The 22,841-nt window shown below is 72.0% G+C and carries 18 protein-coding genes; 9 read left to right on the top strand and 9 right to left on the bottom strand.

The annotated features are described in order from the left end of the window. Positions 1-25 precede the first annotated feature (25 nt). Positions 26-850, top strand: coding sequence for an aldo/keto reductase (locus QLQ12_RS20430; protein ID WP_282761822.1), 825 nt, complete (start codon positions 26-28; stop codon positions 848-850). 117 nt (positions 851-967) lie between these two features. Then, positions 968-1,240, top strand: coding sequence for a YggT family protein (locus QLQ12_RS20425; protein ID WP_282761821.1), 273 nt, complete (start codon positions 968-970; stop codon positions 1,238-1,240). Between the two features lie 54 nt (positions 1,241-1,294). On the opposite strand, the gene QLQ12_RS20420 is transcribed toward QLQ12_RS20425, so the two are convergent. After that, positions 1,295-2,269: an acetylxylan esterase gene (locus tag QLQ12_RS20420; protein ID WP_282761820.1), complete on the bottom strand. Its 975-nt coding sequence runs from the start codon at positions 2,267-2,269 to the stop codon at positions 1,295-1,297. Between the two features lie 59 nt (positions 2,270-2,328). Between QLQ12_RS20420 and recD2 the strand changes: the two genes are divergently transcribed. Then, positions 2,329-4,512 (top strand): SF1B family DNA helicase RecD2, encoded by a 2,184-nt coding sequence (gene recD2 / locus QLQ12_RS20415; protein WP_282761819.1) that lies wholly within the window; start codon positions 2,329-2,331, stop codon positions 4,510-4,512. 217 nt (positions 4,513-4,729) lie between these two features. After that, positions 4,730-5,374 (top strand): DUF4360 domain-containing protein, encoded by a 645-nt coding sequence (locus tag QLQ12_RS20410; protein ID WP_407651519.1) that lies wholly within the window; start codon positions 4,730-4,732, stop codon positions 5,372-5,374. A 4-nt stretch (positions 5,375-5,378) separates the two neighbouring features. On the opposite strand, the gene QLQ12_RS20405 is transcribed toward QLQ12_RS20410, so the two are convergent. From QLQ12_RS20405 to dhaK, 5 genes are all read right to left on the bottom strand, one after another. After that, positions 5,379-6,638, bottom strand: coding sequence for a YibE/F family protein (locus QLQ12_RS20405; RefSeq protein ID WP_282761817.1), 1,260 nt, complete (start codon positions 6,636-6,638; stop codon positions 5,379-5,381). 61 nt (positions 6,639-6,699) lie between these two features. Further along, entirely contained in the window at positions 6,700-7,368 is a 669-nt protein-coding gene (locus tag QLQ12_RS20400; RefSeq protein WP_282761816.1) for an acetoacetate decarboxylase family protein, read from the bottom strand. A gap of 38 nt (positions 7,369-7,406) precedes the next feature. Beyond that, entirely contained in the window at positions 7,407-8,975 is a 1,569-nt protein-coding gene (locus QLQ12_RS20395; RefSeq protein ID WP_282761815.1) for a methyl-accepting chemotaxis protein, read from the bottom strand. 71 nt (positions 8,976-9,046) lie between these two features. Continuing rightward, positions 9,047-9,673, bottom strand: coding sequence for a dihydroxyacetone kinase subunit DhaL (dhaL, locus tag QLQ12_RS20390; RefSeq protein WP_282761814.1), 627 nt, complete (start codon positions 9,671-9,673; stop codon positions 9,047-9,049). A 1-nt stretch (position 9,674) separates the two neighbouring features. Continuing rightward, positions 9,675-10,673: a dihydroxyacetone kinase subunit DhaK gene (gene dhaK / locus QLQ12_RS20385; protein WP_282761813.1), complete on the bottom strand. Its 999-nt coding sequence runs from the start codon at positions 10,671-10,673 to the stop codon at positions 9,675-9,677. A gap of 91 nt (positions 10,674-10,764) precedes the next feature. Between dhaK and dhaM the strand changes: the two genes are divergently transcribed. Next, positions 10,765-11,151, top strand: a complete 387-nt coding sequence (gene dhaM / locus QLQ12_RS20380) for a dihydroxyacetone kinase phosphoryl donor subunit DhaM (protein ID WP_282761812.1) — start codon at positions 10,765-10,767, stop codon at positions 11,149-11,151. Then, positions 11,135-11,404, top strand: a complete 270-nt coding sequence (locus tag QLQ12_RS20375) for an HPr family phosphocarrier protein (RefSeq protein ID WP_282761811.1) — start codon at positions 11,135-11,137, stop codon at positions 11,402-11,404. Before dhaM ends, QLQ12_RS20375 begins: the two co-directional genes overlap by 17 nt. 517 nt (positions 11,405-11,921) lie before the next feature. Here QLQ12_RS20375 and QLQ12_RS20370 read toward each other — a convergent pair. Together QLQ12_RS20370 and QLQ12_RS20365 are read right to left on the bottom strand one after the other, a co-directional pair. After that, the gene (locus QLQ12_RS20370; protein ID WP_282761810.1) at positions 11,922-12,872 is read right to left on the bottom strand and encodes a MaoC/PaaZ C-terminal domain-containing protein; all 951 of its coding nucleotides are present in this window, start codon (positions 12,870-12,872) and stop codon (positions 11,922-11,924) included. A gap of 1 nt (position 12,873) precedes the next feature. Next, entirely contained in the window at positions 12,874-14,229 is a 1,356-nt protein-coding gene (locus QLQ12_RS20365; RefSeq protein WP_282761809.1) for a 3-oxoacyl-ACP reductase, read from the bottom strand. 53 nt (positions 14,230-14,282) lie between these two features. Here QLQ12_RS20365 and QLQ12_RS20360 point away from each other — a divergent pair, with 53 nt between their 5' ends. The 3 genes from QLQ12_RS20360 to QLQ12_RS20350 all read left to right on the top strand — a co-directional run bounded on the left by QLQ12_RS20360 (position 14,283) and on the right by QLQ12_RS20350 (position 17,487). Beyond that, positions 14,283-15,560, top strand: a complete 1,278-nt coding sequence (locus tag QLQ12_RS20360) for an acetyl-CoA C-acetyltransferase (protein ID WP_282761808.1) — start codon at positions 14,283-14,285, stop codon at positions 15,558-15,560. Between the two features lie 90 nt (positions 15,561-15,650). Next, positions 15,651-16,862, top strand: coding sequence for an acyl-CoA dehydrogenase family protein (locus QLQ12_RS20355; RefSeq protein ID WP_282761807.1), 1,212 nt, complete (start codon positions 15,651-15,653; stop codon positions 16,860-16,862). Between the two features lie 106 nt (positions 16,863-16,968). Continuing rightward, complete coding sequence (locus QLQ12_RS20350) at positions 16,969-17,487, top strand: DUF6879 family protein (protein ID WP_282762012.1); 519 nt, start codon at positions 16,969-16,971, stop codon at positions 17,485-17,487. Here QLQ12_RS20350 and QLQ12_RS20345 read toward each other — a convergent pair. Further along, entirely contained in the window at positions 17,477-22,822 is a 5,346-nt protein-coding gene (locus tag QLQ12_RS20345) for a DUF3320 domain-containing protein (RefSeq protein ID WP_282761806.1), read from the bottom strand. The two genes, QLQ12_RS20350 and QLQ12_RS20345, sit on opposite strands and share 11 nt — an antisense overlap. Between the last annotated feature and the right edge of the window lie 19 nt (positions 22,823-22,841).

The following is a 22,841-nucleotide window of genomic DNA, read 5'->3' as shown; positions in this document are numbered from 1 at the left end:
CCGCTGAAGAGAGAGAGCACTCTCCATGGGCGAAACGCCTGTCATCACGCTCAACAACGGCGTCACGATCCCGCAGATCGGTTTCGGCGTCTTCCAGATCCCCGAGGCGGACACCGCCGCCGCCGTCACCACGGCGCTGGAGGCCGGCTACCGCAGCATCGACACCGCGTCGATCTACCGCAACGAGGCCGGCGTCGGCGCGGCGCTGAAGTCGGCCGGAGTGCCGCGTGACGAGCTCTTCATCACCACCAAGGTGTGGAACTCCGACCAAGGCTACGACGAGACGCTGCGCGCCTTCGACGCCAGCGTCGCCCGGCTCGGGCTGGACCGGCTCGACCTCTACCTGATCCACTGGCCGACCCCGAAGCGCGGGAAGTACCTGGACACCTGGCGGGCGCTGGAGTCGCTGCTCGCCGACGGCCGGGTCCGCGCGATCGGCGTCTCGAACTTCCTCCCGGAACACCTGCGGGCCGTGGCGGGCCTGGGCGGCACGGTGCCCGCGGTCAACCAGATCGAGGTGCACCCGCAGTTGCAGCAGCGCGACGCGCAGGCCGCCGGCGCCGAACTCGGCGTGGTGACCGAGGCGTGGAGCCCGCTGGCGCAGGCCGGGGTGCTCGGCGATCCGGCGATCACCCGGATCGCCACCGAGCACGACCGCACCCCGGCGCAGGTGGTGCTGCGCTGGCACGTGCAGCAGGGCCGGATCGTGATTCCGAAGTCGGTGACCCCGTCGCGGATCCGGGAGAACCTGGCGATCTTCGACTTCGAGCTGAGCGCGGACGAGATCGCGGCGATCGACGCCCTGGAGAGCGACGGCCGCACCGGGCCGCACCCGGACCACTTCAACTGACTGACCTGAGGGTCTGTGACGGTCGCGATCTATCGCGACCGTCACAGACCGCGCCAAGCCGGCTCACAGGAAGTCACCGCATAGTTGGTGGCACGTACCCCTCACACGGAGGTTCCGATGGGTCTTCTCGCTCTGGTCAGCTTGGTGCTGCTGCTTGTCCAGCTGTTGCTGGTGGTTCGGGTGGTGCTGGACTGGAGCGTCATGCTGGCCGGTCCCGCCATGCCCGGTTCGGCCCGGTCCAAGGCCCTCGACGTGATCTACAAGATCACTGAGCCGATGCTGGCGCCGGTGCGCAAGGTGCTGCCGCCGCTGCGGGCCGGCGGCATCTCGATCGACCTGGCGTTCATCGTCGTCTTTCTGGCGATCAGCATCATCCGCTCGTTCCTGTGACCGTCCGCGGCCCGGGTTCCGGCGGCACGACGCCGGCGACCCGGGCCGGCGGGCTCAGTTCAGTCGATCATCGACGAACTCCAGCGCGGCGGTGTCGAAGAAGCTGCGGCCTCCAGCGTGGTCGTCCCACTGGTAGACCTCGATCTGCTTCTGGCTCTCGATCGCGTGGTAAGCGGCGAAGACACCGGATGGCGGGCACACGTCGTCCATCAGGGCGGCGGACAGGATCGCCGGCGCGGTGACCCGCCGGGCGAAGTGGACCGCGTCCACGTGGTCGAGCGTCTCCAGCGTCCGCTCCGCGGCCCGCGGGTTGGCGCGCAGAAAACGGACCACCTCGGCGTACGGATTGCTGTCGGTGATCGTGATCGCCCGCTGGATGTCGCAGAGGAACGGCACCCCGGCGACCACGGCCGAGACCAGCTCGGGCACCAGGCCGGCGGCCGCGATCGAGAGCGCCCCGCCCTGGCTCTTGCCGGTCACCACCAGCCGGGACGCGTCGACTCCGGGCAACTCGGTGGCGGTCTCCACGGCCCGGACCGCGTCGGTGATCAGCCTGCGGTAGTAGAACGTCTCCGGGGCGAGTACGCCGCGGGTCAGGAACCCGGGCGAGGACGGGCCGGCGCCCGACTCGTCCGGGTCCGGGGTGTCCCCGCCGCGCCAGGAGCCGCCCTGGCCGCGGGTGTCCATCACCAGGTGGGCGTAACCGGCGCTGGCCCAGAGCAGCCAGTCGACCGGCAGGCCGCGGCCGCCGCCGTACCCGATGAACTCGACCGCGACCGGCAGCGGGCCGGTGACGCCGGCCGGGCGGTTGAGCCAGGCCCGGACCGGCTGCCCGGCGTAGCCGGTGAACGTGACGTCGTAGGTGGTCACGCCCTTGAGCGGGGTGCTGACTTCGGCGAGCTTCGGGGGCAGCGCGGCCCGCCGGGCTCCCGCCAGGGTGCCGGACCAGAAGTCATCGAAGCCGGGCGGTTCCGGACGGGAGAGGCGGTACTCGCGCAACTCGTGGAGGGGGAAGTCAAAGAGCGCCATGGAGATCACGCTAGGCCCCGGGGCTTGGCTGTTTCTACCCCGGCGGGCACGATGGGCGCGTGCCACCGGACTCGCCCACCCGAACCCCGTACGTTCTCGAAGCCGTGCTGGAGCGGCTGACCTATGTGAACGAGGAGACCGGTTACACGGTGGCCCGGGTCGCGCACAAGAGCAGCACGGACCTGTTGACCGTGGTGGGTGCGCTGCTCGGCGCCCAGCCGGGGGAGAGTCTGCGGCTGTCCGGCTGGTGGTCGTCACATCCACAGTACGGCCGGCAGTTCGAGGTGCTCTCCTACACCACCGTGCTGCCCGCGACCGTGCAGGGCCTTCGCCGCTACCTGGGATCCGGGCTGGTCAAGGGGATCGGGCCGGTGTTCGCCGAGCGGATCGTGGACCACTTCGGACTGGACACCCTCGACATCATCGAGACCGCTCCGGAGCGGCTGATCGAGGTCGCCGGACTCGGGCCGAAGCGCACCAAGAAGATCACCGCGGCGTGGGCCGAGCAGAAGGCGATCAAGGAGGTGATGGTCTTCCTCCAAGGCGTGGGCGTCTCCACGTCGATCGCCGTCCGGATCTACAAGAAGTACGGCGACGCGTCCATCTCGGTGGTGAAGAACTCGCCGTACAAGCTGGCCTCCGACGTCTGGGGCATCGGGTTCAAGACGGCCGACACGATCGCGCAGGCGGTCGGCATCCCGCACGACAGTCCCGAACGGGTGAAAGCCGGCCTCCAGTACACGTTGTCGCAGGCGACCGACAACGGTCACTGCTTCCTTCCCGCCATGGAGCTGATGGCAGAGGCCGCGAAGATCCTCGATGTGCCGGGCCCGCTGATCCCGCCGTGCCTCGCCTCCCTGGTCGAGGAGGAGGGCGTGGTGCAGGAAGGAGACGCGGTCTACCTGGTTCCGTTCCACCGGGCGGAGCAGTCGCTCGCGTCCTCGCTGGTGTCGCTGTTGCGGGAGAAGTCCGACCGGATGCCGCACTTCGGCGCGGTCGACTGGGGCAAGGCGTTGAGCTGGCTGCACCAGCGCACCGGCTCGACGCTGGCGCCCGAGCAGGAGCAGGCCGTCAAGCTCGCGCTCACGTCCAAGGTCGCGGTGATGACCGGCGGACCGGGCTGCGGGAAGAGTTTCACCGTGCGCTCGATCGTCGAACTGGCCGCCGCCAAGCAGGCGAAGATCCAGCTCGTCGCGCCCACCGGCCGGGCCGCGAAACGGCTCGCCGAGCTGACCGGCCACCCCGCCGCCACCGTGCACCGGCTGCTCAAGCTCCAGCCCGGCGGCGACGCCACCTACGACCGCGACAACCCGCTCGACGCCGATCTGCTGGTCGTCGACGAGGCCTCGATGCTCGACCTGATCCTCGCCAACAAGCTGGTCAAAGCGGTCGCTCCGGGCGCGCACCTGCTGCTGGTCGGCGACGTCGACCAGCTGCCCTCGGTCGGCGCCGGCGAGGTGCTGCGCGACCTGCTCGCCGCCGACGTGATCCCCCGGGTCCGGCTGACCCAGATCTTCCGGCAGGCCGCGGAGAGCGGCGTGGTCACCAACGCGCACCGCGTCAACCAGGGCAAACCCGTGCGGCTGGAGGGGATGCGGGACTTCTTCCTGTTCCCCTGCGACGACACCGAGGCCGCCGCGGCGCTCACCGTCGACGTCGCCTGCCACCGCATCCCGCGCAAGTTCGGCCTGGACCCGCGCCGCGACATCCAGATCCTCACCCCGATGCACCGCGGCCCGGCCGGCGCGGGCGCCCTCAACACGCTGCTCCAGCAGGAGCTCACCCCGGCCCGCGAGGGCCTGCCGGAACGGCGGATGGGCGGGCGGGTGTACCGGGTGGGTGACAAGGTCGCCCAGATCCGCAACAACTACGACAAGGGCGCGGCGGGCGTCTTCAACGGCACGGTCGGCGTCGTCACCGGGCTGTCGCCCGAGGAGCAGACCTTGACGGTACGCACGGACGAGGACGAGCTCATCGAGTACGACTTCGACGAGCTGGACGAACTCGCGCACGCGTACGCGATCACGATCCACCGCTCGCAGGGGTCCGAGTATCCGGCCGTGGTCATCCCGCTGACCACCAGCGCGTGGATGATGCTGCAGCGCAATCTGCTCTACACCGCGATCACCCGGGCGAAGCGGCTCGTCGTGCTGGTCGGGTCGCGCCGGGCGCTGGCCGCCGCGGTGCGCACGGTCAGCGCCGGGCGGCGGCACACCGCGCTGGCCCGCCGCCTCGGCGCATAGGCCCGTAGCACACCCTTTCCCCGGCTGGGCTGCGATTCCGGAAATCCGGCCGAATGGCCGTGTTGTCCAGACTCTGGTACGGCTGTTTCGCGCCCTGCTCCCGGCAGTTCCCGGGATCGCTAGTGTGGACGTTGTAAAACCATTCTTCAGGCCTTTTCCGAACCATTTTCCGGTTTCTGAGAAATGGAAAGGCCTAAACCCAACGGGGGGTTTTCTCATGTTCCGTTTGATGACCGCGGGAACGGCACTTCTCGGCACTCTCGCGATGGCCGCTCCGGCCCAGGCCGTACCCGATCCGTCACCCAAACCCGACAAGATGATGATCATCGACGTGGTGTCCGCGAACGGGTCCGGCTGCCCGGGCGGCAGCGCGGACATCCAGGTCTCGCCGGACTACACCGCCTTCACGGTGACTTACTCGAAGTACACCGCGTCGGTCGGCCCGGAGGCCACACCGCTCGACTTCCGGAAGAACTGCCAGATGGCGCTGGACATCAAGGTGCCGACCGGATTCACCTTCGCCATCGCCAGCGCCGACTACCGCGGATACGCCAGCCTGAAGCCCGGATCGTTCGGCCAGCAGGCGGCCAGCTACTACTTCCAGGGACATTCCCAGACGACCCGAAGCCGGCACGACTTCAAGGGCCCGATGGAGGACTCCTGGCAGCGCACCGACAAGGTGGGAATCGCTTCGCTGAGTTACCTGCCGTGCGGTGAGCGGCGGTTCCTGAACATCAACACGGAATTGCGGGTGAACCGCGGATCCTCGGACACCAAGAAGCACACCAACTTCCTGTCCATGGACTCCACCGACGCCTCGATCAACACGCTTTACCGGGTGGCCTGGCAGAAGTGCACCTGATCCGTCAATTGTCCCGGTCCACGAACGCCGCCCACGGGTCCTCCACGGGACGCCGCCGCCTCCCCTCCCTGACGGGAGCGGCGGCAGGGGCGGCGGGCGTGGCCGGGCGGCGGCGTACGGCCAGGAAGGCGGCCAGAGCCGTGGTGATCGGCACCGCGGCGACCAGGCCGATCGTGCCGACCGCGCTGCGCACCAGTTCCTGGGCGATCAGCTGCGAGGTGAGCAGCTCACTCATCGGGGTGTTCCCGGCCGCGAAGAGCAGCATCAACGGCAACGACGCCCCGGCGTACGCCAGCACGATCGTGTTGATCACCGACGCGATGTGGGCCCGGCCGATCCGGGTGGCGGCGTTGTAGAGGCGGCGGAACCCGTACGCGGGATTGGCCAGCGCCAGCTCGGCGACGGTCGCCGACTGGGTGACCGTCACGTCGTCGAGCACACCGAGCGACCCGATCACGATGCCGGCCAGCAGCAGGCCCCGCATGTTCACGTCGCCCTGGGTGATGGTCAGGAAGTTGGACGTCTCGTCGGCGACCCCGGTCAGGTGCACACCGGCGGTCGCGACGGCGGCCAGGATCGCGGTGATCGCCAGGCTGGCCAGAGTCCCGGCCACCGCGATCGTCGTGGTGATCGACAACCCGTGCGTCAGGTACAGCACGATCAGCATGATCGCGGCAGCGCCGACCACCGCGACCAGCACCGGAGACCGGCCGTCCAGGATGGCCGGCACGATGAAGTACAGCAGGATCGCGAACGTGACCGCGAGACCCGCCAGCGCCGTCACGCCCCGCCACCGGCCGAACGCGATCACCGCCAGCGCGAACGCGGCGCCGAGCAGCCACAGTTGATTGCTCCGCTGGTGATCGGAGATCGCGTAACTGACGGTCCCGGTCTCGTCGTTGACGGCCAGCATCACGATGTCGTCCCCGGCCGCCACCTCCGGCGCGCCGGGGCCCGTCGGGATCTGTGTGGTGACCTGGGCGCCGTCGGCCAGCCGGACCCGCACCGACCCGCATTTCTCGGCCGGGGCGTCCCCCCGCGGCACCGGCGGGCAGTCCACCGGATCCACCGACATCACCTGCCCGGTGACCGTCACCGGCCCGTCCGCGCCCTCGGCCGCCTGCGGGGTGTCGCGCGGCCACAGCAGCACCATCCCCAGCACGGTCAGCAACACCGCCGGGACGAGCAGCATCAGCGTGAGCCGCCGGCCCTGCGGAAGCTGCGGCAGATCGCCGTGCGTGTGGTGGTGGTGGTCGGCGCTCATCGTGCTCCTCGTCGCGGTCGGCGGCGGAATACCCCGCCGAACCGTACCCGCGAGCGGTGGATCAGCGAGCCGTACGCTCCCTGGTCTTCGCCCGATCCTCGGCGGAACGCCCGAAAACCAGCCAGAAGTCGGTGATGGCGAGGCTGAGCACGGGACGCCGGCCGGCCAGGTAGGCCAGCGGGCCGGCCGGCTCGGGACGCCAGACGGCGGTCGCCGTGCGCAAGCCGGCGCGGCCCCGCACCGGGGTGCGCCGCACCTGCCCGGCCAGTTCCTGCGCCACGGTGAACCCGATCGGGAAACGGCCCGGCAGACGCTTCTTCAACCGGATCAGCGCGGCGCCGATCGGACCGCCCCCCGGTGCGGTGATCGTGGCGTCGACCAGCGGCTCGGTCTCCGCGTCGATGGTGAACCCGGCCAGCTCCTTCGGAATGCCCCACAGCCGGCGGCCACCCTCCCGGGAGGCGACGCTGTCCACCCAGATGTCGGTGATGCTCACCCGCGGGCGGCCGCGCTCGTGCACCAGGACCGCGCTCAGCAACTCCTTGTAGTGCAGGACGCCACCTGGCTCGTAGGAGACCCAGGCCGCGCCGACCGCGACCCGGCCGGCGACCGTGACCGGGCGCACCGCGGCGTCCAGCACCGGTGGCAGCGACGGCATGTCACGCCGGGGGACCAGGAAGACCGACAGATACATCTGTCCGCGCAGCTGCCAGGGCTCGGGCGGGTACATGCCCTCACAGTGTCAGTCCGGGGCGTCGCGCACCAGGGTCAGTACCGGAAACGTGAAACCACCGCCTGCAACTGCGCGGCCGTCGTGCTCAGGTCGTCGGCCGCGTGCTGGGTCTCCCCCACCGTGTCGGTGGTCCGCCGGGTGGCGTCCGACACCGAGCCGATCGTCGCGGCGATGTCGCCGGCGCCGTTCGCCGCCTCGGTGAGCGTCCGGTTCATCTCCTGCGTGGTCGCGGTCTGCTCCTCCACCGCGGAGGCGATGGTCAGCTGGAGGCCGTTGATCCGCTCGATGATCTCGGTGATCTCACCGATCGCGGTGACCGCCCCGCTGGTGTCGGCCTGGATCGCCTGCACCCGCTCGGAGATGTCCTCGGTGGCCTTGGCCGTCTCCTGCGCCAGGTCCTTCACCTCGCCGGCGACGACCGCGAACCCCTTGCCCACCTCACCGGCCCGGGCCGCCTCGATCGTCGCGTTCAGGGCGAGCAGGTTGGTCTGCTCGGCGATGCTGGTGATCACCTTGACCACGGTGAAGATCTCCTCGGACGACGCGCCGAGCCGCCCCACGATCGCGTTGGTCTCCGCGGCGACCCGCACCGCCTGTGCCGCCACCTCGGTCGCCTCCGAGGTGGAGACGCTGATGTCGCGGATCGCCGAACCCATCTGCTGCGAACCGGCCGAGACGACCTGAAGGTTGTTCGAGACGGCGTCGGCGGCGGTGGCGACCGTACCGGCCTGGCTGGACGCCTCCGAGGCCGCCGCGTTGACCGACCCCGAAACCTCACTGAGGCGGCCGGCCGCGTTCTGCAGGGTCCCGGCGCTGGCGGCCAGCTGCACGACGTCCTCACGGAGCCGGGCCATCCCCTGGTCGAGCGCGACGGCCATCCGGCCGATCTCGTCACGGCTGCGCACCCCCGACGTACGGGTGAGGTCGCCCTCGGCCAGGCCCTCGGCGAGCCGGGACACCGACCGCACCGTGTCCGTGACCCGGGCCGCCACCCGGAACCCGATCACCATGCTGAGCAGCAGACCCACCGCGAGCACGATGCCCACCGTCCAGGCCGCCGAGTTGCCGGACTCCTCCGCGTCCGAGATGCTCTTCTCCGCCAGTTGCACCGCCCGCTCCTGCAGAGCCGTCTGGTCGGCGGCCAGCGCAGCGCGCAGCGCGTCGAGCTCCTTGGCCGCCTGGGCCAGCTCGGCGGGCGACGACGTTCCGCGGTCCTGACTGACCCAGGCGAGGTAGTCGGCCCAGTCCTTCTCCGCCTTAGCCACGGCCTCGTCGCCGGGCAGGCTCTCGCTGAGAGTGGCGAGGGCTTCGGTGACCGCCGCCTGGTTCGCCGCCATGCTCTTCTGGATCCGGTCGGCCAGGGTCGGGTAGAGCTGTATCGCGAAGAGGTTCCCGCTGAACGCCTCGATCTTCGTGCTGAACGCGCCGGCCGCCGACTCGATCTTCAGTGACTGCCGGTGCGCGGCGGCGCCGTCCTGGTTCAGGTTGTAGATCGTGCTCACCGCGAGCCCTCCGACCAACACCCCACTGATCGTCGCGGTCATCGCGGCCGCGCCGATCTTCGTCCGCAGCGACCGGTCGTCGAAAATCCCACTGAACCCCACCCCCGTAGTCTGGGCCGCCGCGGGCACGCCGGGGTCAACTACACCGGATTGACAGATGGGGCAGGTGGGACTCAGGGCGCCGTCACGTCAGCCAGCGCCTGAAAGATCAGCCACGTCGAGGTGGCTCCCGGGTCCTGATGGCCGGCACTGCGATCCCCCAGGTAGGAGGCCCGCCCCTTACGTGCGGTCATCGAGATCGTGGCCCGGGCGCCGTCGCCCGCCGCCCGCGCCGCACCGGCCGCCGCCTCTGCGAGAGCGGCGCCACCGGCCACCGCCTCCTCGAACGCGGTCAGAGCCGGACGGTACGCGTCCACCAGAGTCTTGTCCCCCGGCGCCGCGCCACCCAGTCTCGTCACCGCGTCCAGCCCAGCGTGCAGGGCTGTGACCAGGTCGGCGAGGCCCACTTCCGGACCGGCCGGCAGCGTCTTGCCGAAGGCCCGGAAGGCGCTGCCGTACAGCGGGCCGGCGGCGCCGCCCACCTTGGAGATCAGGGCGGTGCCGGCGCGCACGAAGACGTCGCCCACTCCGGTGAACTCGGTGGCGTCCAGAACAGCGGTGACCGCGGTGAAGCCGCGCCTCATGTTGACGCCGTGGTCGCCGTCACCGATCGCCGAGTCCAGTCTCGTCAGCTCGTCGGCGTCGGCGGTGACGGCCTCGGCGGCCGCGCGCAGCCAGGTGATGGCCAGTGCGACATCCACGTCAGGCGCCCCAGCGCAGTCCGGGAGTGTTCACCGGGGCGTCCCACAGGCGGATCATCTCGTCCGTCGCCTTCGTCAGGGTGATCGACAGGCCGGCCATGTCCAGGCTGGTCACGTAGTTGCCGACCAGGTTACGGCTGATCTCCACACCCCGCTCGGCGAGGACCGCGGCGACCTCACCGAAGACCAGGTAGAGCTCGATCAGCGGAGTGCCGCCCAAGCCGTTGACCAGCACCAGGGCCCGGTCGCCCCGGGTCAGTGGCCTGGCGTCGAGAATCGCGTCCAGAGCGGACCGCACCAGCTCGCGGGCCGGGCGCAGTTTCTCCCGGCGCCGGCCCGGCTCACCGTGGATGCCCACACCGGCCTCGATCTCGTCGTCCGGCAGATCGAACCCCGGACGTCCGGCCGCGGGCGTGGTGCCGGCCGTCAACGCGTACGCGAACGAGCCGGAGGCCGCGTTGACCTCACGGCCGATCGCCGCGACCTCGCCCAGTTTGCCGCCCTCCTCGGCCAGCGCGCCGGCGATCTTCTCCACCAGCAGCGTCGCGCCGGTGCCGCGCCGCCCGGCGGTCCACGTCGAGTTCTCCACCGCCACGTCGTCGTCGACCAGAACCGTCTCCACGGAGAGGCCCTCGTCGGCGGCCAGCTCGGCGGCGAGCTGGAAGTTCATCACGTCGCCGGTGTAGTTCTTCACGATGTGGACCACCCCCGCGCCGCCGTCGACCGCCTTGGTGGCGGCGAGGATCTGGTCCGGCACCGGCGAGGTGAACACCTCGCCCGGGCAGGCGGCGTCGAGCATCCCGGCGCCGACGAAGCCGCCGTGCAGCGGCTCGTGCCCGGAACCACCACCCGACACCAGCGCCACCTTGCCGGGGCGGGGCGCGTCGGCGCGGGCCACGTATTGTTCGCCCGCGTTCACACGCAGACCGGGATGGGCGGCGGCGAGCCCGGCGAGAGCTTCGGCCACCACGTCAGCGGGATCGTTGATGAACTTCTTCATGGCCGGCTCCTTCGACGGCTTCCATGGACCGGTTTCAGCATCGTCGCGCTGAGCGATTCCGCCAAGTCTTTCGGTGACTACCATCTGATCCATGGCGTTCGTGGGAATCGTTCTCGTGTCGCACAGCGCGGCCCTGGCTTCCGGCACACGTGATCTGCTGGCGCAGGTCGCCGGTCCCGACGTGCGTGTGGAACCCGCGGGTGGCACCGACGAGGGCGGTCTCGGCACCAGCGCCGCGAAGATCGAGGCTGCGGTGGCCCGGGCCGAGGCCGGCGCCGGGGTGCTGGTCCTGGCCGATCTAGGCAGCGCGGTCCTGACCACCCGCGCCGTTCTGGCCGACCTGCCCGCCGGCACGCTGCTGGCCGACGCCCCGTTCGTCGAGGGCGCGGTGGCCGCCGCGGTGCTGGCCTCCACCGGCGCGGACCTTCCGACGGTCGCCGGCGCCGCCCGGGAGGCCCGCGATGTCCCCAAGTTCTGACGTCACCGAGATCGCGGTGGTCCTGCCCGCCGCGCTGCACGCCCGCCCCGCGGGCGAGGTGGTCCGGGCCGCCGCCGCCTTCGCCTCCACCATCGAGGTGCGCCTCGACGGCCGTTCCGCGAACGCCCGCAGCGCCCTGCGCCTGATGTCACTCGGCGCCGCCGCGGGCAGCACGGTCACCGTCCACGCCTCCGGCGACGACGCTCCCGCCGCCGCCGAAGCGGTCGCCGGCGTCCTCGCCGCAGCGAAGTAACCCGGGCCATCCCACCCCAACCAACCAACCAACCGACGCGCGGCGATCCCGCCGGTCCGGCGGCCTTCCGGCCCAGGCGCGCGCCCGCACGCGCGCACCACCACCGCCGACGCGGCCAGCACCCTCGGCTCGGCTGCCGCCGCGAGCAACCGCAGCCGTGCCTTGATCGGCAATCCTGAGTCGGATGTCTGGGCCGACGCCGTTGACCAGATCCTCGAATCCGCCGCCGCTACTGCATCCGCATCGACGACTCACGGCGTTCAGTGATGCCCTTCCGGAAAGTCGACACCCGTTGTGGGTGTGGGCTACACCCACAACGGGTGTCGACTTTTCACAGCACACCATGGCTGACGCGGTCGGCATCCGGGGAACGACGGAACCGAGGGAGTCGAAGCCGACCAGGGGTGGCCAGCCAGAGGCAGGCGCGGAGAGCGCATGACCGCGCGCGAGCGGCGTGATGGTGACGGCGATTGGTTAGGGAATGCCGGTCGGGTGCGTTAGGTGGTGGCGGCGCCGGTCAGGTGAGCGCGGTGGTGACGGTGCCAGTCAGGTGAGCGCGGTGGGAGGTAACTGAGAACATCCAGCCGTCCGGCGCTGCGGTGGCCGTGAACGTCGCTGTGGAGGGGAGCAGCAGCGGCTGTTTGAAGATGACCTCAACCCTGTAGGCGTCGGGTAGGCGGCCCTCCAGCGCGGCCAGGACGCGAGCCTTGGTCCACATTCCATGGGCGATCGGCCGCGGGAAGCCGAACAACCGGGCGCCCAGTCGTGAGGTGTGGATCGGGTTCCGGTCGCCGGAAACGGCCGCGTAGTCGCCGCCCACCCGCACGGGCACCCGCCACACGCTGCCGGCGGGCGGTGCCGGTTCCGAGCCGCTGTCCGCCGGGCGCGCTTCGCCCGAGCCGCCCGCCTGATGGGAAGGCCCCTCCTCGAAACCGGAAGATCCGCCCACTCGGCCGGTGTGCCCGGACGCCGAGCTGGAAGGGGCTAGGCGCAAGTAGGTGGAGAGGCCGCGCCACACCTCCTCGCCGTCGATCGTGGCGGTGGCGATCATGTCGAACTGGCGGCCGCGGGGGTGGTCGCGTAGGTCGGCGGCCCGGACGGACAGGTCGAGGGCCGCGCCGGACGGGATCGGGCGGTGGACGGTGATGCGGTTGGTGACGTGGACCAGGCCTACCAGCGGGAGTGGGAAGCCGGGAGCCGTCATCAGGCGCATGGCCAGCGGGAACGTCAGCACGTGTGGGTAGGCGGCGGGGAGGGTGTCGGTGAGGCGGAGACCGCAGACCCGGTCGTAGGCGGCCAGGTGTGAGCGGTCGACCCGGACACCGCGCTGCCGGACCTCCACATCGGGCAGTGTGGCGCCCCGGCGGGCGCCGGGGAGCATGCGGGCGCCGGGGAGGAGGCCCAGGGCGGCACGGAGGTACGCCGCGGTGGTTCCCGGGCCGTTGCTCAGCTCGACGACCGCGACCATGTCAGGCTCCCAGCAGGCTCTGGCCGCAGACCCGCACCACGTTGCCGGTGATGGTCGCCGAGCCGGGCGAGGCGAACCACGCGATGGTCTCGGCCACGTCGGCCGGCAGGCCGCCCTGCGACATGCTGTTCAGCCGCCGGCCGGCCTCGCGCAGCCCGAGCGGCATCTTGGCGGTCATCGCCGTCTCGATGAAACCGGGCGCCACCGCGTTGAACGTGATTCCGCGGTCCCGCAGCAGCGGGGCGTACGACTGCACCAGGCCGATCACGCCGGCCTTGCTGGTCGCGTAGTTGGTCTGGCCGCGGTTGCCGGCGATCCCGGCGATCGACGCGACCCCGACGATCCGGCCGCCGGATGGGATGAGGCCACGCTCCAGCAGCAGCTCGTTGACCCGTTCCGGGGCGGAGAGGTTGACGCCGATCACGGAGTCCCAATGGTCCTCCGACATCCGGGCGATCGTCTTGTCCCGGGTGATGCCGGCGTTGTGCACGACGATGTCGACGCCGGCGCGCGGTCCCGCCGCCAGGTATCCGGCCAGGCGCGAAGGCGCGTCGGCGGCGGTCAGGTCGAGTTGCAGGGCCCGGCCGCGGGTCTCGTTCGCCACGTCGGCGAGCGCGTCGCCGGCGGCCGGCACGTCCAGGGCGATCACCTCGGCGCCGTCGCGGGCGAGGACCTTGGCGATGGCCGCGCCGATGCCCCGGGCCGCGCCGGTGACCAGGGCCAGCTTGCCGTCGAGGGGGCGCTCCCAGTCGGCCGGGGCGGGCGCGTCGCCGGCGCCGACCCGGATCACCTGGCCGGAGACATACGCCGAGCGGCCGCTCAGCAGGAACCGCAGAGTGGACTCGACGGCCGTCTCACCGCCCGGCGCCACATAGACGAGCTGGGCGGTCGCGCCGCGCCCGAACTCCTTGCCGATGCTGCGGGTCAAACCCTCCAGGCTCCGCTGCGCGGTCGCCTCCGCCGGCGATCCGGTGGCTTCCGGCGGCGTGCCGAGCACGATCACCCGGCCCGAGGACCGCAGCGAGCGGGCGTACGGATGGAAGAAGTCGTAGAGGGCCCGCAGCCGGGCGGAGTCCCGGATGCCGGTCGCGTCGAACACGAGCGCGCCCACCCGTACCCCCGTGGGGTCGGTGTCGGTGGAGACAGCGTCGGTGACCTGGACGCCGGACGTCTCCAGCAGCTTGCGGGCGGGCTCCGCGAGCCGGCCACCCGGGGCCGCGCCCAGCAGGACCGGCCCGGTGGTGAGCGGGTCGCCGGGCCGGTGGCGGCGCAGCCGGGGCGGATCAGGCAGCCCGAGGCGCTTGACCATGGTCCGGCCGAGACCGGAGTTGGCGAAGTTCGCGTACCTGTCAGCCATGCGAGTAGCCTACCGGTGAGTAACCGAGTCTTTCTCGTGTGTGGAGGATAGTCGTGGCCACCGTGCGCCGTGTCGCCGTCCTGGGCGGGAACCGGATCCCGTTCGCCCGCTCCAACAGCCGTTACGCCGAGGCCTCGAACCAGGACATGCTGACCGCCGCCCTGGACGGGCTGATCGCCCGGTTCGGGCTGGCCGGTGAGCAGCTCGGCGAGGTCGCCGCCGGCGCGGTGCTCAAGCACTCCCGCGACTTCAACCTGACCCGTGAGGTGGTTCTGGGCTCCCGGCTCGACCCGCGGACCCCGGCCTACGACCTCCAGCAGGCGTGCGGCACCGGCCTGGAGGCGGCCATCCTGGTCGCCAACAAGATCGCGCTCGGGCAGATCGATGCCGGCGTGGCCGGTGGCGTGGACACCACCTCGGACGCTCCGCTCCAGGTGCACGAGGACATGCGCCGGGCACTGCTGGAGCTGAACCGGGCGCGCACTCTCGGGGCCCGCCTCAAAGCGGCCGCCAAGCTGCGCCCGCAGCACGCGCTCCAGCCGGAGCCGCCGCGCAACGCCGAGCCGCGGACCGGCCTGTCGATGGGTGAGCACGCGGCGGTCACCGCGCTGCGGTGGAACATCGACCGGGCCGCTCAGGACGAGCTCGCCCTCACCTCGCATCAACGACTCGCGGCGGCGTACGACCGCGGATTCTTCGATGATCTTCTGACGCCCTACCTGGGGCTGACCCGTGACCAGAACCTGCGCGCCGACAGCAGCATGGAGAAGCTCGCGAAGCTGAAACCGGTCTACGGCAGCGAGAACGCCACCATGACGGCGGGCAACTCCACGCCGCTGACCGACGGCGCGTCGACGGTGCTGCTCGCCTCCGAGGAGTGGGCGGCGGCCCGTTCGCTGCCGGCGCTGGCCTACCTCGCCGACTCGGAGACCGCGGCCGTCGACTATGTGCACGGTGGCGAGGGGCTGCTGATGGCGCCCGCCTACGCGGTGCCGCGGCTCCTCGCCCGCAACGGCCTCACGCTGCGGGATTTCGACTTCTACGAGATCCACGAGGCGTTCGCGTCGCAGGTGCTGTCCACGCTGGCCGCCTGGGAGTCGCCGGAGTTCTGCAAGGAGCGGCTGGGCCTGGACGCCCCGCTCGGCTCGATCGACCGGGCCAGGCTCAACGTCAACGGGTCCTCGCTGGCGGCCGGCCACCCGTTCGCGGCGACCGGTGGCCGCATCGTCGCCACTCTCGCGAAACTGCTCGCCGAGAAGGGCTCCGGCCGCGGCCTGATCTCCATCTGCGCCGCGGGCGGCCAGGGCGTCGTCGCCATCCTGGAACGCTGATCGGTTCTATCCATCGATGGCGGTTGTCAGGCCGGTAAGCCGATCGTAAAGTTACCGGCTAGTAAACCTGCTGCTGAGGGGCTGTCCGACGTGGAGTTCTGGCTCGATCTGAACGATGAGCAGCGCGAGCTGCGTGACTGGGTACACGGGTTCGCCGAGTCGGTGGTCCGTCCGGCGGCCTCCGAGTGGGACGAGCGGGAGGAGACTCCCTGGCCGGTCCTGCAGGAGGCCGCGAAGATCGGGCTGTACGGCTTCGAGTTCCTGGCCAACACTTGGGCGGACACCTCGGGGCTGAGCCTGCCGGTGACCAACGAGGAGCTGTTCTGGGGTGACGGCGGGATCGGCATGGCGATCTCGGGAACGTCCCTGGCGGTGGCCGCGATCTACGGCTCGGGAACACCGGACCAGCTGTTCGAGTGGGTGCCGCAGTGTTTCGGCGACGCGAGCGACCCGAAGGTGGGCGCGTTCTGCAGCACCGAGCCGGAGGCCGGCTCGGACGTGGCGTCGATGCGGACCCGGGCGGTCTACCACGAGGCGACCGACGAGTGGGTGATCAGCGGGCAGAAGGCGTACGCGACCAACGGCGGCATCGCCAACGTGCATGTGGTGACGGCCAGCGTGGACCCGTCGCTCGGGTCCCGTGGCCAGGCGGCCTTCGTGGTGCCGCCGGGCACCAAGGGGCTGGACGCCACGAAGAAGCTGAAGAAGCTGGGGCTGCGGGCCTCACACACCGCCGACGTGTTCCTCGACGACGTGCGGGTGCCGGGCAGCTGCCTGCTCGGCGGCAAGGAGGCGCTCGACAAGCGGCTGGCGCGGGCCCGGGAGGGGCAGCGGCGGTCGGGACAGGCCGCGATGCGGACGTTCGAGCTGTCCCGGCCGGCGGTCGGGGCGCAGGCGCTCGGCATCGCGCGGGCGGCGTACGAGTACGCGCTGGAGTACGCGAAGACCCGGGTGCAGTTCGGCCGTCCCATCATCGAGAATCAGGCGATCGCGTTCGCCCTGGCCGACATGCGGACGGAGATCGACGCGGCGCGGCTGCTGGTGTGGCGGGCGGCGTGGATGGGCCGCAACGACAAGCCGTTCTCCGCGGGCGAGGGCTCGATGTCGAAGTTGAAGGCCGGTGAGGTGGCGGTCTCGGTCACCGAGAAGGCGGTGCAGATCCTCGGTGGGGCCGGCTATCTGCGCGACCACCCGGTGGAGCGGATGTACCGGGACGCCAAGATCTACACGATCTTCGAAGGCACCTCGGAGATCCAGCGGCTGGTGATCGCGCGAGCCATTTCGGGCGTCCAGATCCGCTGACGGCCCGCCCCGCCGTGCCGGGGCCCGGCCGTCCGGTTTTCCTCCCCGTGCGTCAACACCGCCGTCGAGTGGACCATCGGCGTCCACAGTGGTCAGGGTGGAACGCATGCTGCTGCTGCGGGCCGACGCGTTCCACCGGATGTTCCGGTCCTTCGAGCGGACGGCGTTCCACCTGGAGGTCCGCGACGCCTACCACTCCCCGGAGGAGTCGGCACCGTTCCAGCGGTTCCTGGACGGCGAACCGGACGACTTCGCCTGGCAGCGGCCGTGGCTGGACGTGGTGCGGGAGGTGACCGAGGCGGGGCGCAGCGTCCGGCGCCTGCGGGTGGTGCCGGTGCCGCATCATGACTACACGCGCTGGCTGCTGAGCATCTCCCGCCTCAACGTGGAGGCCGGCGAGGACATCAGGTGGCTGCCCCGCAACGGCACGGACGGGCTGCCCGTCGGCGACGACGACTTCTGGCTCTTCGACGACCGGCGGGTGGTGTTCACCCTGTTCTCGGCGGACGGCGTCTTCGCCGGCGGTGCCGCGACCGAGGACCCGGCGATCGTCCGGCACTGCGTACGGGCCCGGACCGTGCTGTGGGCGGCCGGGATCCCGCACGACGACTACGTCAAAGGTTGAGTTCGAGCTCGACGCGCATCCCGACTCCCGCCTGTTCCCGGTGCGGCAGCGTGGCCGGGTCGGGCAGGTCGAGCAGGTCGTTCTCCGGGGCGGCGATCAGCCCGTTGCGGTGCGCGATGAGCCGGCCCGCCGACACCAGGTCGTCGAGCATCGCGGCCAGCCGGGCCGCGCCGGTCCGGCTGCCGCTCCAGCCGAAGAGCCGGCCACCGGCGGCCAGCAGATCCTCGCTCTCGACCAGGCCGGCGTCCAGGACCAGATATTCCAGGGCGAGCTGGAGTTCGGCGTCGGAGACCTGGTCGGGTTTACGGGTCACCCCGTCGCCGGGGACGCGGACAGCCGGGATCGGCGCGTCGGAGGCGGTCACGAAGGTGCCGTCGAATCCGGCGCCCGACGACCGGATCGCGGTCTCGATCGCGGCCTTGAACTGCTGGGTGAGCCGGCTGATCCCCCACGCCTCGCGGATCCGGCGGGTCAGGGTGGCGACGTGGACCGGGCCCTCGACCTCGGCGATGTGCTCGACCGTACGGATCAGCAGCCGCCGGGCCGCCTCGTCGTCGGCCCGGGCGGTGGCCGGCAGCGGCTCGACCCCGGCGCGTTCGTAGGGCAGTGCCCACTCGGGCAGCTGCGCCGGGCGGGCGGTCAGCGTCTCGTCCGGCAGGTCGGCGAACACGTCCGGGGTGGCCAGCGCGTTCTCGACGGCGACCCGGAGCCGGGCCTCCTCGGTCTCCCGATCGCTGTACCAGGCGGTGCTCCACACCCGGTGCAGGTGCCAGCCGAGCCCCTCCAGCACCTGGTCGTGCAGGCGGTCACGGTCGCGGGCCGACGGGGAGAGCTGGTATCCGGGGCCGTCACAGACGACGCCGAGGGCGTACGAGCCGGGGTTGCGGATCGCGACCGGAACCCGGACACGGCCCGACCCGACCTCCGTGTGCAGCGGGTATCCCCAGTTCTCGACGGCGTCGCGGACGGACTCCTCCAGGGGTGTCAGCTCGGGCGCGGCGGATTCGAGGGCGCCGCCCTCGGCGAATTCGAGGTAGGCGGCCAGCCGGCGTTCCCCTTCGCCGGTGGCGTCCTCCCGGTCGGCGGCGCTGATCGAGGAGACCACCTCGACCCGCTGCCGGGCCCGGGTGATCGCCACGTCCAGGCGGCGGGCGCCGGTGGGGCCGCCGGCCGCGCCCAGGTCGGAGCCGGTGGACAGGATGATCACGTCACGTTCGTCGCCCTGGGCCGCGTCGGCCCCCTCGACCACGAAGTCGCCGAGCATGCTCTCCAGGTCGGGCCGGCCGGCCAGAGCGGCCTCGACGGCGTCGGCGATCGCGTCGGCGTGCGCGGCGGTCAGCGTGATCACGCCCAGCGACAGCAACGGCCGGTGCGTGAAGTGGTGCAGGACCCGCGCGGCGACCAGTGCCGCCTCGGTCTCCCGGCTCGCCGGGTGCAGCTCGACGCCGAGGTCCGGCCCGGACTCCAGCGCGGCCGGGAAGGTGACCAGCCGGCCCTGGTAGAAGGCCTCGTTGGCGAAGGCGATCAGGCTCTCGTGCCGGCTGCGGTAGTGGTTGGTCAGGCCGATCCGGGTGAAGGCGCCGCAGTCGTTCGCGACGACCAGCACGGACGGCTGGTCCCCGGCCGGCGGCAGTTGCGCGTCGTCGCCGACGATCACCAGCGAGGTGCCGCGATAGGCGCAGGCCACCGCGGCGGCCGGGGTCATCCGGGACGCCTCGTCGATCACCACCACGTCGAAGGCGGCCTGTTCGGGCAGCAGGCGGCTGACCGCGGCCGGCGGCATGACCAGGCACGGCTTGAGGGCGGTGACGGTGTCCCAGGCGGCCCCGAGCTGGTCGCGTACCGGCAGGTGGCCGTCCTGTTTCACGCCCTCGGCGCGGATCAGGGCGGGGCCGCCGCTGTCGGTGACGGCCGGGCGGCGGGAGTTGAGGGCCTCGATGACGGTGCCGGCCGCGTGGGTGAGCAGTTCCGCGTCGAGGCGGCGGAACTCGGCGGCCAGTTCGTCACGGGCGGGCGAGGCCAGCGGCTGCAGGCGTTCGTCGTCGGCGACGATCGCGTCGATCCAGGCCCGATACGCGGTCCGCTCGATCACGTCGCCGAGCCGTTTCACGTCCACCGCGTGGTCGGCGCAGTAGTCGATGGCGGTGTCCAGGCCGTACTCGGCGAGCACCCCGCGCGCGGCCAGGTACTCGAACCACTCGTGCTGCCCGCTCTCGTCGTCGAGCAGGTCACGCAACAGGTCACGGGCGGTCTCGTAACGGTCCAGAGCGGTGCCGAGCCGGACCTGCCGGGCCGGGCCGAAGGCGTCGATGATCCGCTGCCGGGCGGTCTGCCAGCCGTCGATCAGGCCGGTCAGGTCGGGGGTCCGGCGGCCGGCGGTCATCGCCTGGGCCTGCTCGCCGCTGAGCGCGGCGTCGGTGCCGGTCCGCAGCGAACGGGCGTGCGCCGTCCATTCGATCGCGTCCTCCAGCGCCCGCAGATCGGTCTGCTTGCCCTGGAACACCGGCCCGAGCGTGGTCTCGTACGAGTGGGCCGCGGCGGCGAACGCCTTCTCGGCGTCGATGACGCCCCGCCGTACCTCGATGACGCCCTCCGCCTCGGCGACGTTGAGGTCCCGGCCGACGGCGTCGCCGAGTTGCCGCAGGACCGCGGAGGTGTCGCGCAGCGTGCCGACCTGGGCCCGCATCCACGCGATGGCGTGCTGCACCGGGCCGTGCCCGAGTTCCGGCCGGGCCGCCGCGTCGGGTTCCGGCCGCAGCGTGGCCCGCCAGTGCCGGAACACGTCGCGGGCCTCGGTGACCGTCCGGTGCAGTTCGTCGGTGCCGACGTGCCGGGCGCAGACGTACTCGACGACCTGGCTCAGGGCCTCCGGCGGAGTCACCCGGAGCACGTCGGCGACGGTCTGCAGGGCCCGGCCGATCGCCGGGAAGTCGGTGTCGAGCCGCTTCCAGTAGTGTCCGAGCAGCCCGGCGTGCTGCCGTTCGGCGGCGATCAGGCCCTCGTGGGCGCGCCGCCAGGCGACGGCGAGCCCGAGTTCGGCGACCGCCTCGTCCACGCCGGCGCCGGGCCGGGTGAAGCCGGCCACCGCCTCCTTGTCGCGCCGGTGCGGGGCGAGCAGTTTGCGGGCGCCGCGGTGCACGGTGGCGAAGCGTTCGGCCAGGTCTTCGACCGGTTCGTCGAGCACCGCGTCGGTGAAGATCTCGTGGGCCGCGGCGCGGGCGGCGTTCACCGCGTCGACGTGCAGGCGCAGCGTCCCGGCGGCGGCGTGCACGGCCGACTGGGCGCCGGACGCGAACCAGGCCGGCTCCGGCTTGTCCGTCCGGGCACCCAGCTCGGTGACGAGGTGGACCAGCTCCACGTCGGAGAAGGTGACCACGTCGGGCAGGCCGAGCCGGGACGTCGCCCGGTCCAGGCTGCGCTGCTGGTGCTCCAACTCGTCGGCGTCCGCGGCGAACCGGTCCGCCAGCGCCTTGGCCTCGGCGGCGGCGAGCGGCTCCAGGCGCACCGCGGGCGGGTCGAGCCGGGGCGGCTCGGGGACCGCCTCCACGTCCATCGGAGCGGTCAGCACCTCCCACGAGACGCCGGCCCGGTTGCGGACCGCCTCGGCGGCCCGCCGGCTCACCTCCAGCCGCTGGCCCAGTTCCTCGGCGGCCTGCCGGACCGGGCGCATGCTGGTGGCGGTGAGCCACTGGTCGGCGACACCGGGCGGGCGCTGCGCGGCGTGCTCGGCGTACTCGGCGAGCGTCGCCGCGTCGGTGGGCAGGCGCAGGTGGAAGGCGGAGGCGACGATCGCGTTCTCGGCGGCGGCGTCGGCGAGTTGGTCCAGGGCGAGGAGCGCCTCCTGGAGGGCCGCGGCGAGCGGTTCCCGCTCGGCCACCTCACGCCAGCGGAATCCGCTGCGTTCATTGGCGGGCCGCCAGGCGCTGGTGAGACGGTCGGCGGCGTCCCGGACGCGGTCCAGCGCGGCCTCGGTCAGGGCGGCGGCCTGCAGCGCCGGCGCCGGCGCCTCCGGCACGTCGGCGAGACGCGCGAAGCGCCCGATCACCTCGTGCAGGCTGCGGGCCAGCGGTTCCCGCGGTTCGTTCACGGCCTGGGCGTACGCGTTGAGCTGCTCGCGCCGTTCGCGGAGCAGTTCCCGCGCCTCCGGCTCCATGCCGGGCGCCGGAAGGGGCGCGGCCTCCAGCGCCGCCGCGAGCGCCGCCGCGACGTGCTTGCGGGAGGCGCGGGCGCCGTGCAGGTCGAGCAGGTAGTTGCCGAGCCCCGCGGCGGCCAGCCGCTGTTGCACGGTGTCCAGGGCGGACGCCTTCTCGGAGACGAACAGGATCCGCTTCCCGGAGTACGCCAGGGCGGCGATCATGTTGGCGATGGTCTGTGACTTGCCGGTGCCGGGCGGGCCGTCGACGACGAGACTGTGCCCCTCGCAGGCGGCTGCCACGCAGGCACGCTGGACGGCGTCGGCGTCCAGCACCAGCGGCACGTCGTCGGGTGGCGCCAGGACGTCGATCTCGGCGGGCGTGATCGGGGCGAAGGTGAACGCGCCCGGCGTGCCGTCCGCCTCGGCCAGCGCGCGGACGACCGGGTGCTCCAGGATCCGGTCGGCGTTGTCGAGGAGGTCGCGGCGGATCACCTCGGCGGCGGGGTCGAAGCGGGCCAGGACGGCGATGCCGGAGGTACGCCAGCCGGCCCGTCCCCGGACGGCGGCGGTCACCTGGGCGAGGAGGCCGCCGACGTCGAGGCCGGGCAGGTCGCCGGCTTCGGGCAGGGTGATCCCGAGAAGGCTCAGGCGGGCGGCGAGGGCCGGGTTGACGACCGGGTCACCGGCGCCGGCACGCAGCCGGGGCAGATCGCCGGGGCCGAGGGTGACGAGTTCGGCCGGGATCAGCAGCAGCGGGCTGGCGTAGGCGCTGCCGCTGGAGTCCTGCCAGTGCAGCAGGCCGACGGCGACGTAGAGGACGTCCACGCCGCGGTCGGCCCGCTCCTGCTGGGCGTGCCGGCCGAGGCGGCGCAGCAGTGGCTGCAGCACCCCGTCCGGCAGGTCGGTGCGGAGGCCGTGCGAGGCGGCGCGCCTGCCACCCTTGTCGCCGGGACGGGCGCCTTTGCCTCCCGGGCCGTCGCCGCTGGAGCCGGTGAGCGCGCAGTCCCGGCCGTGCCGGAGGGCTTCGATGACGCCCGCCGGATCGGGGGCGACGATCTCGACCAGGTCGGCGCCGCCGCGGGGCAGGTCGATGAGGCGGTTGGCGCCGCCGGAGTCGACGATCCCGTCGCGCCAGGCCGCGAGCGCCGCCCGGGCGTCGTCGCCCGGGCCGGTGAGTCCTTCAGCATCATCCGGCCGCATGTGCTCATTCCAGCAAGGC

Origin of the sequence: Actinoplanes sandaracinus (genome assembly GCF_030009775.1) — a bacterium.
Taxonomy (GTDB): domain Bacteria; phylum Actinomycetota; class Actinomycetes; order Mycobacteriales; family Micromonosporaceae; genus Actinoplanes; species Actinoplanes sandaracinus.
The sequence above is the reverse complement of the archived record's forward strand: the minus strand, read 5'-3'. Positions and strand labels throughout refer to the sequence as shown.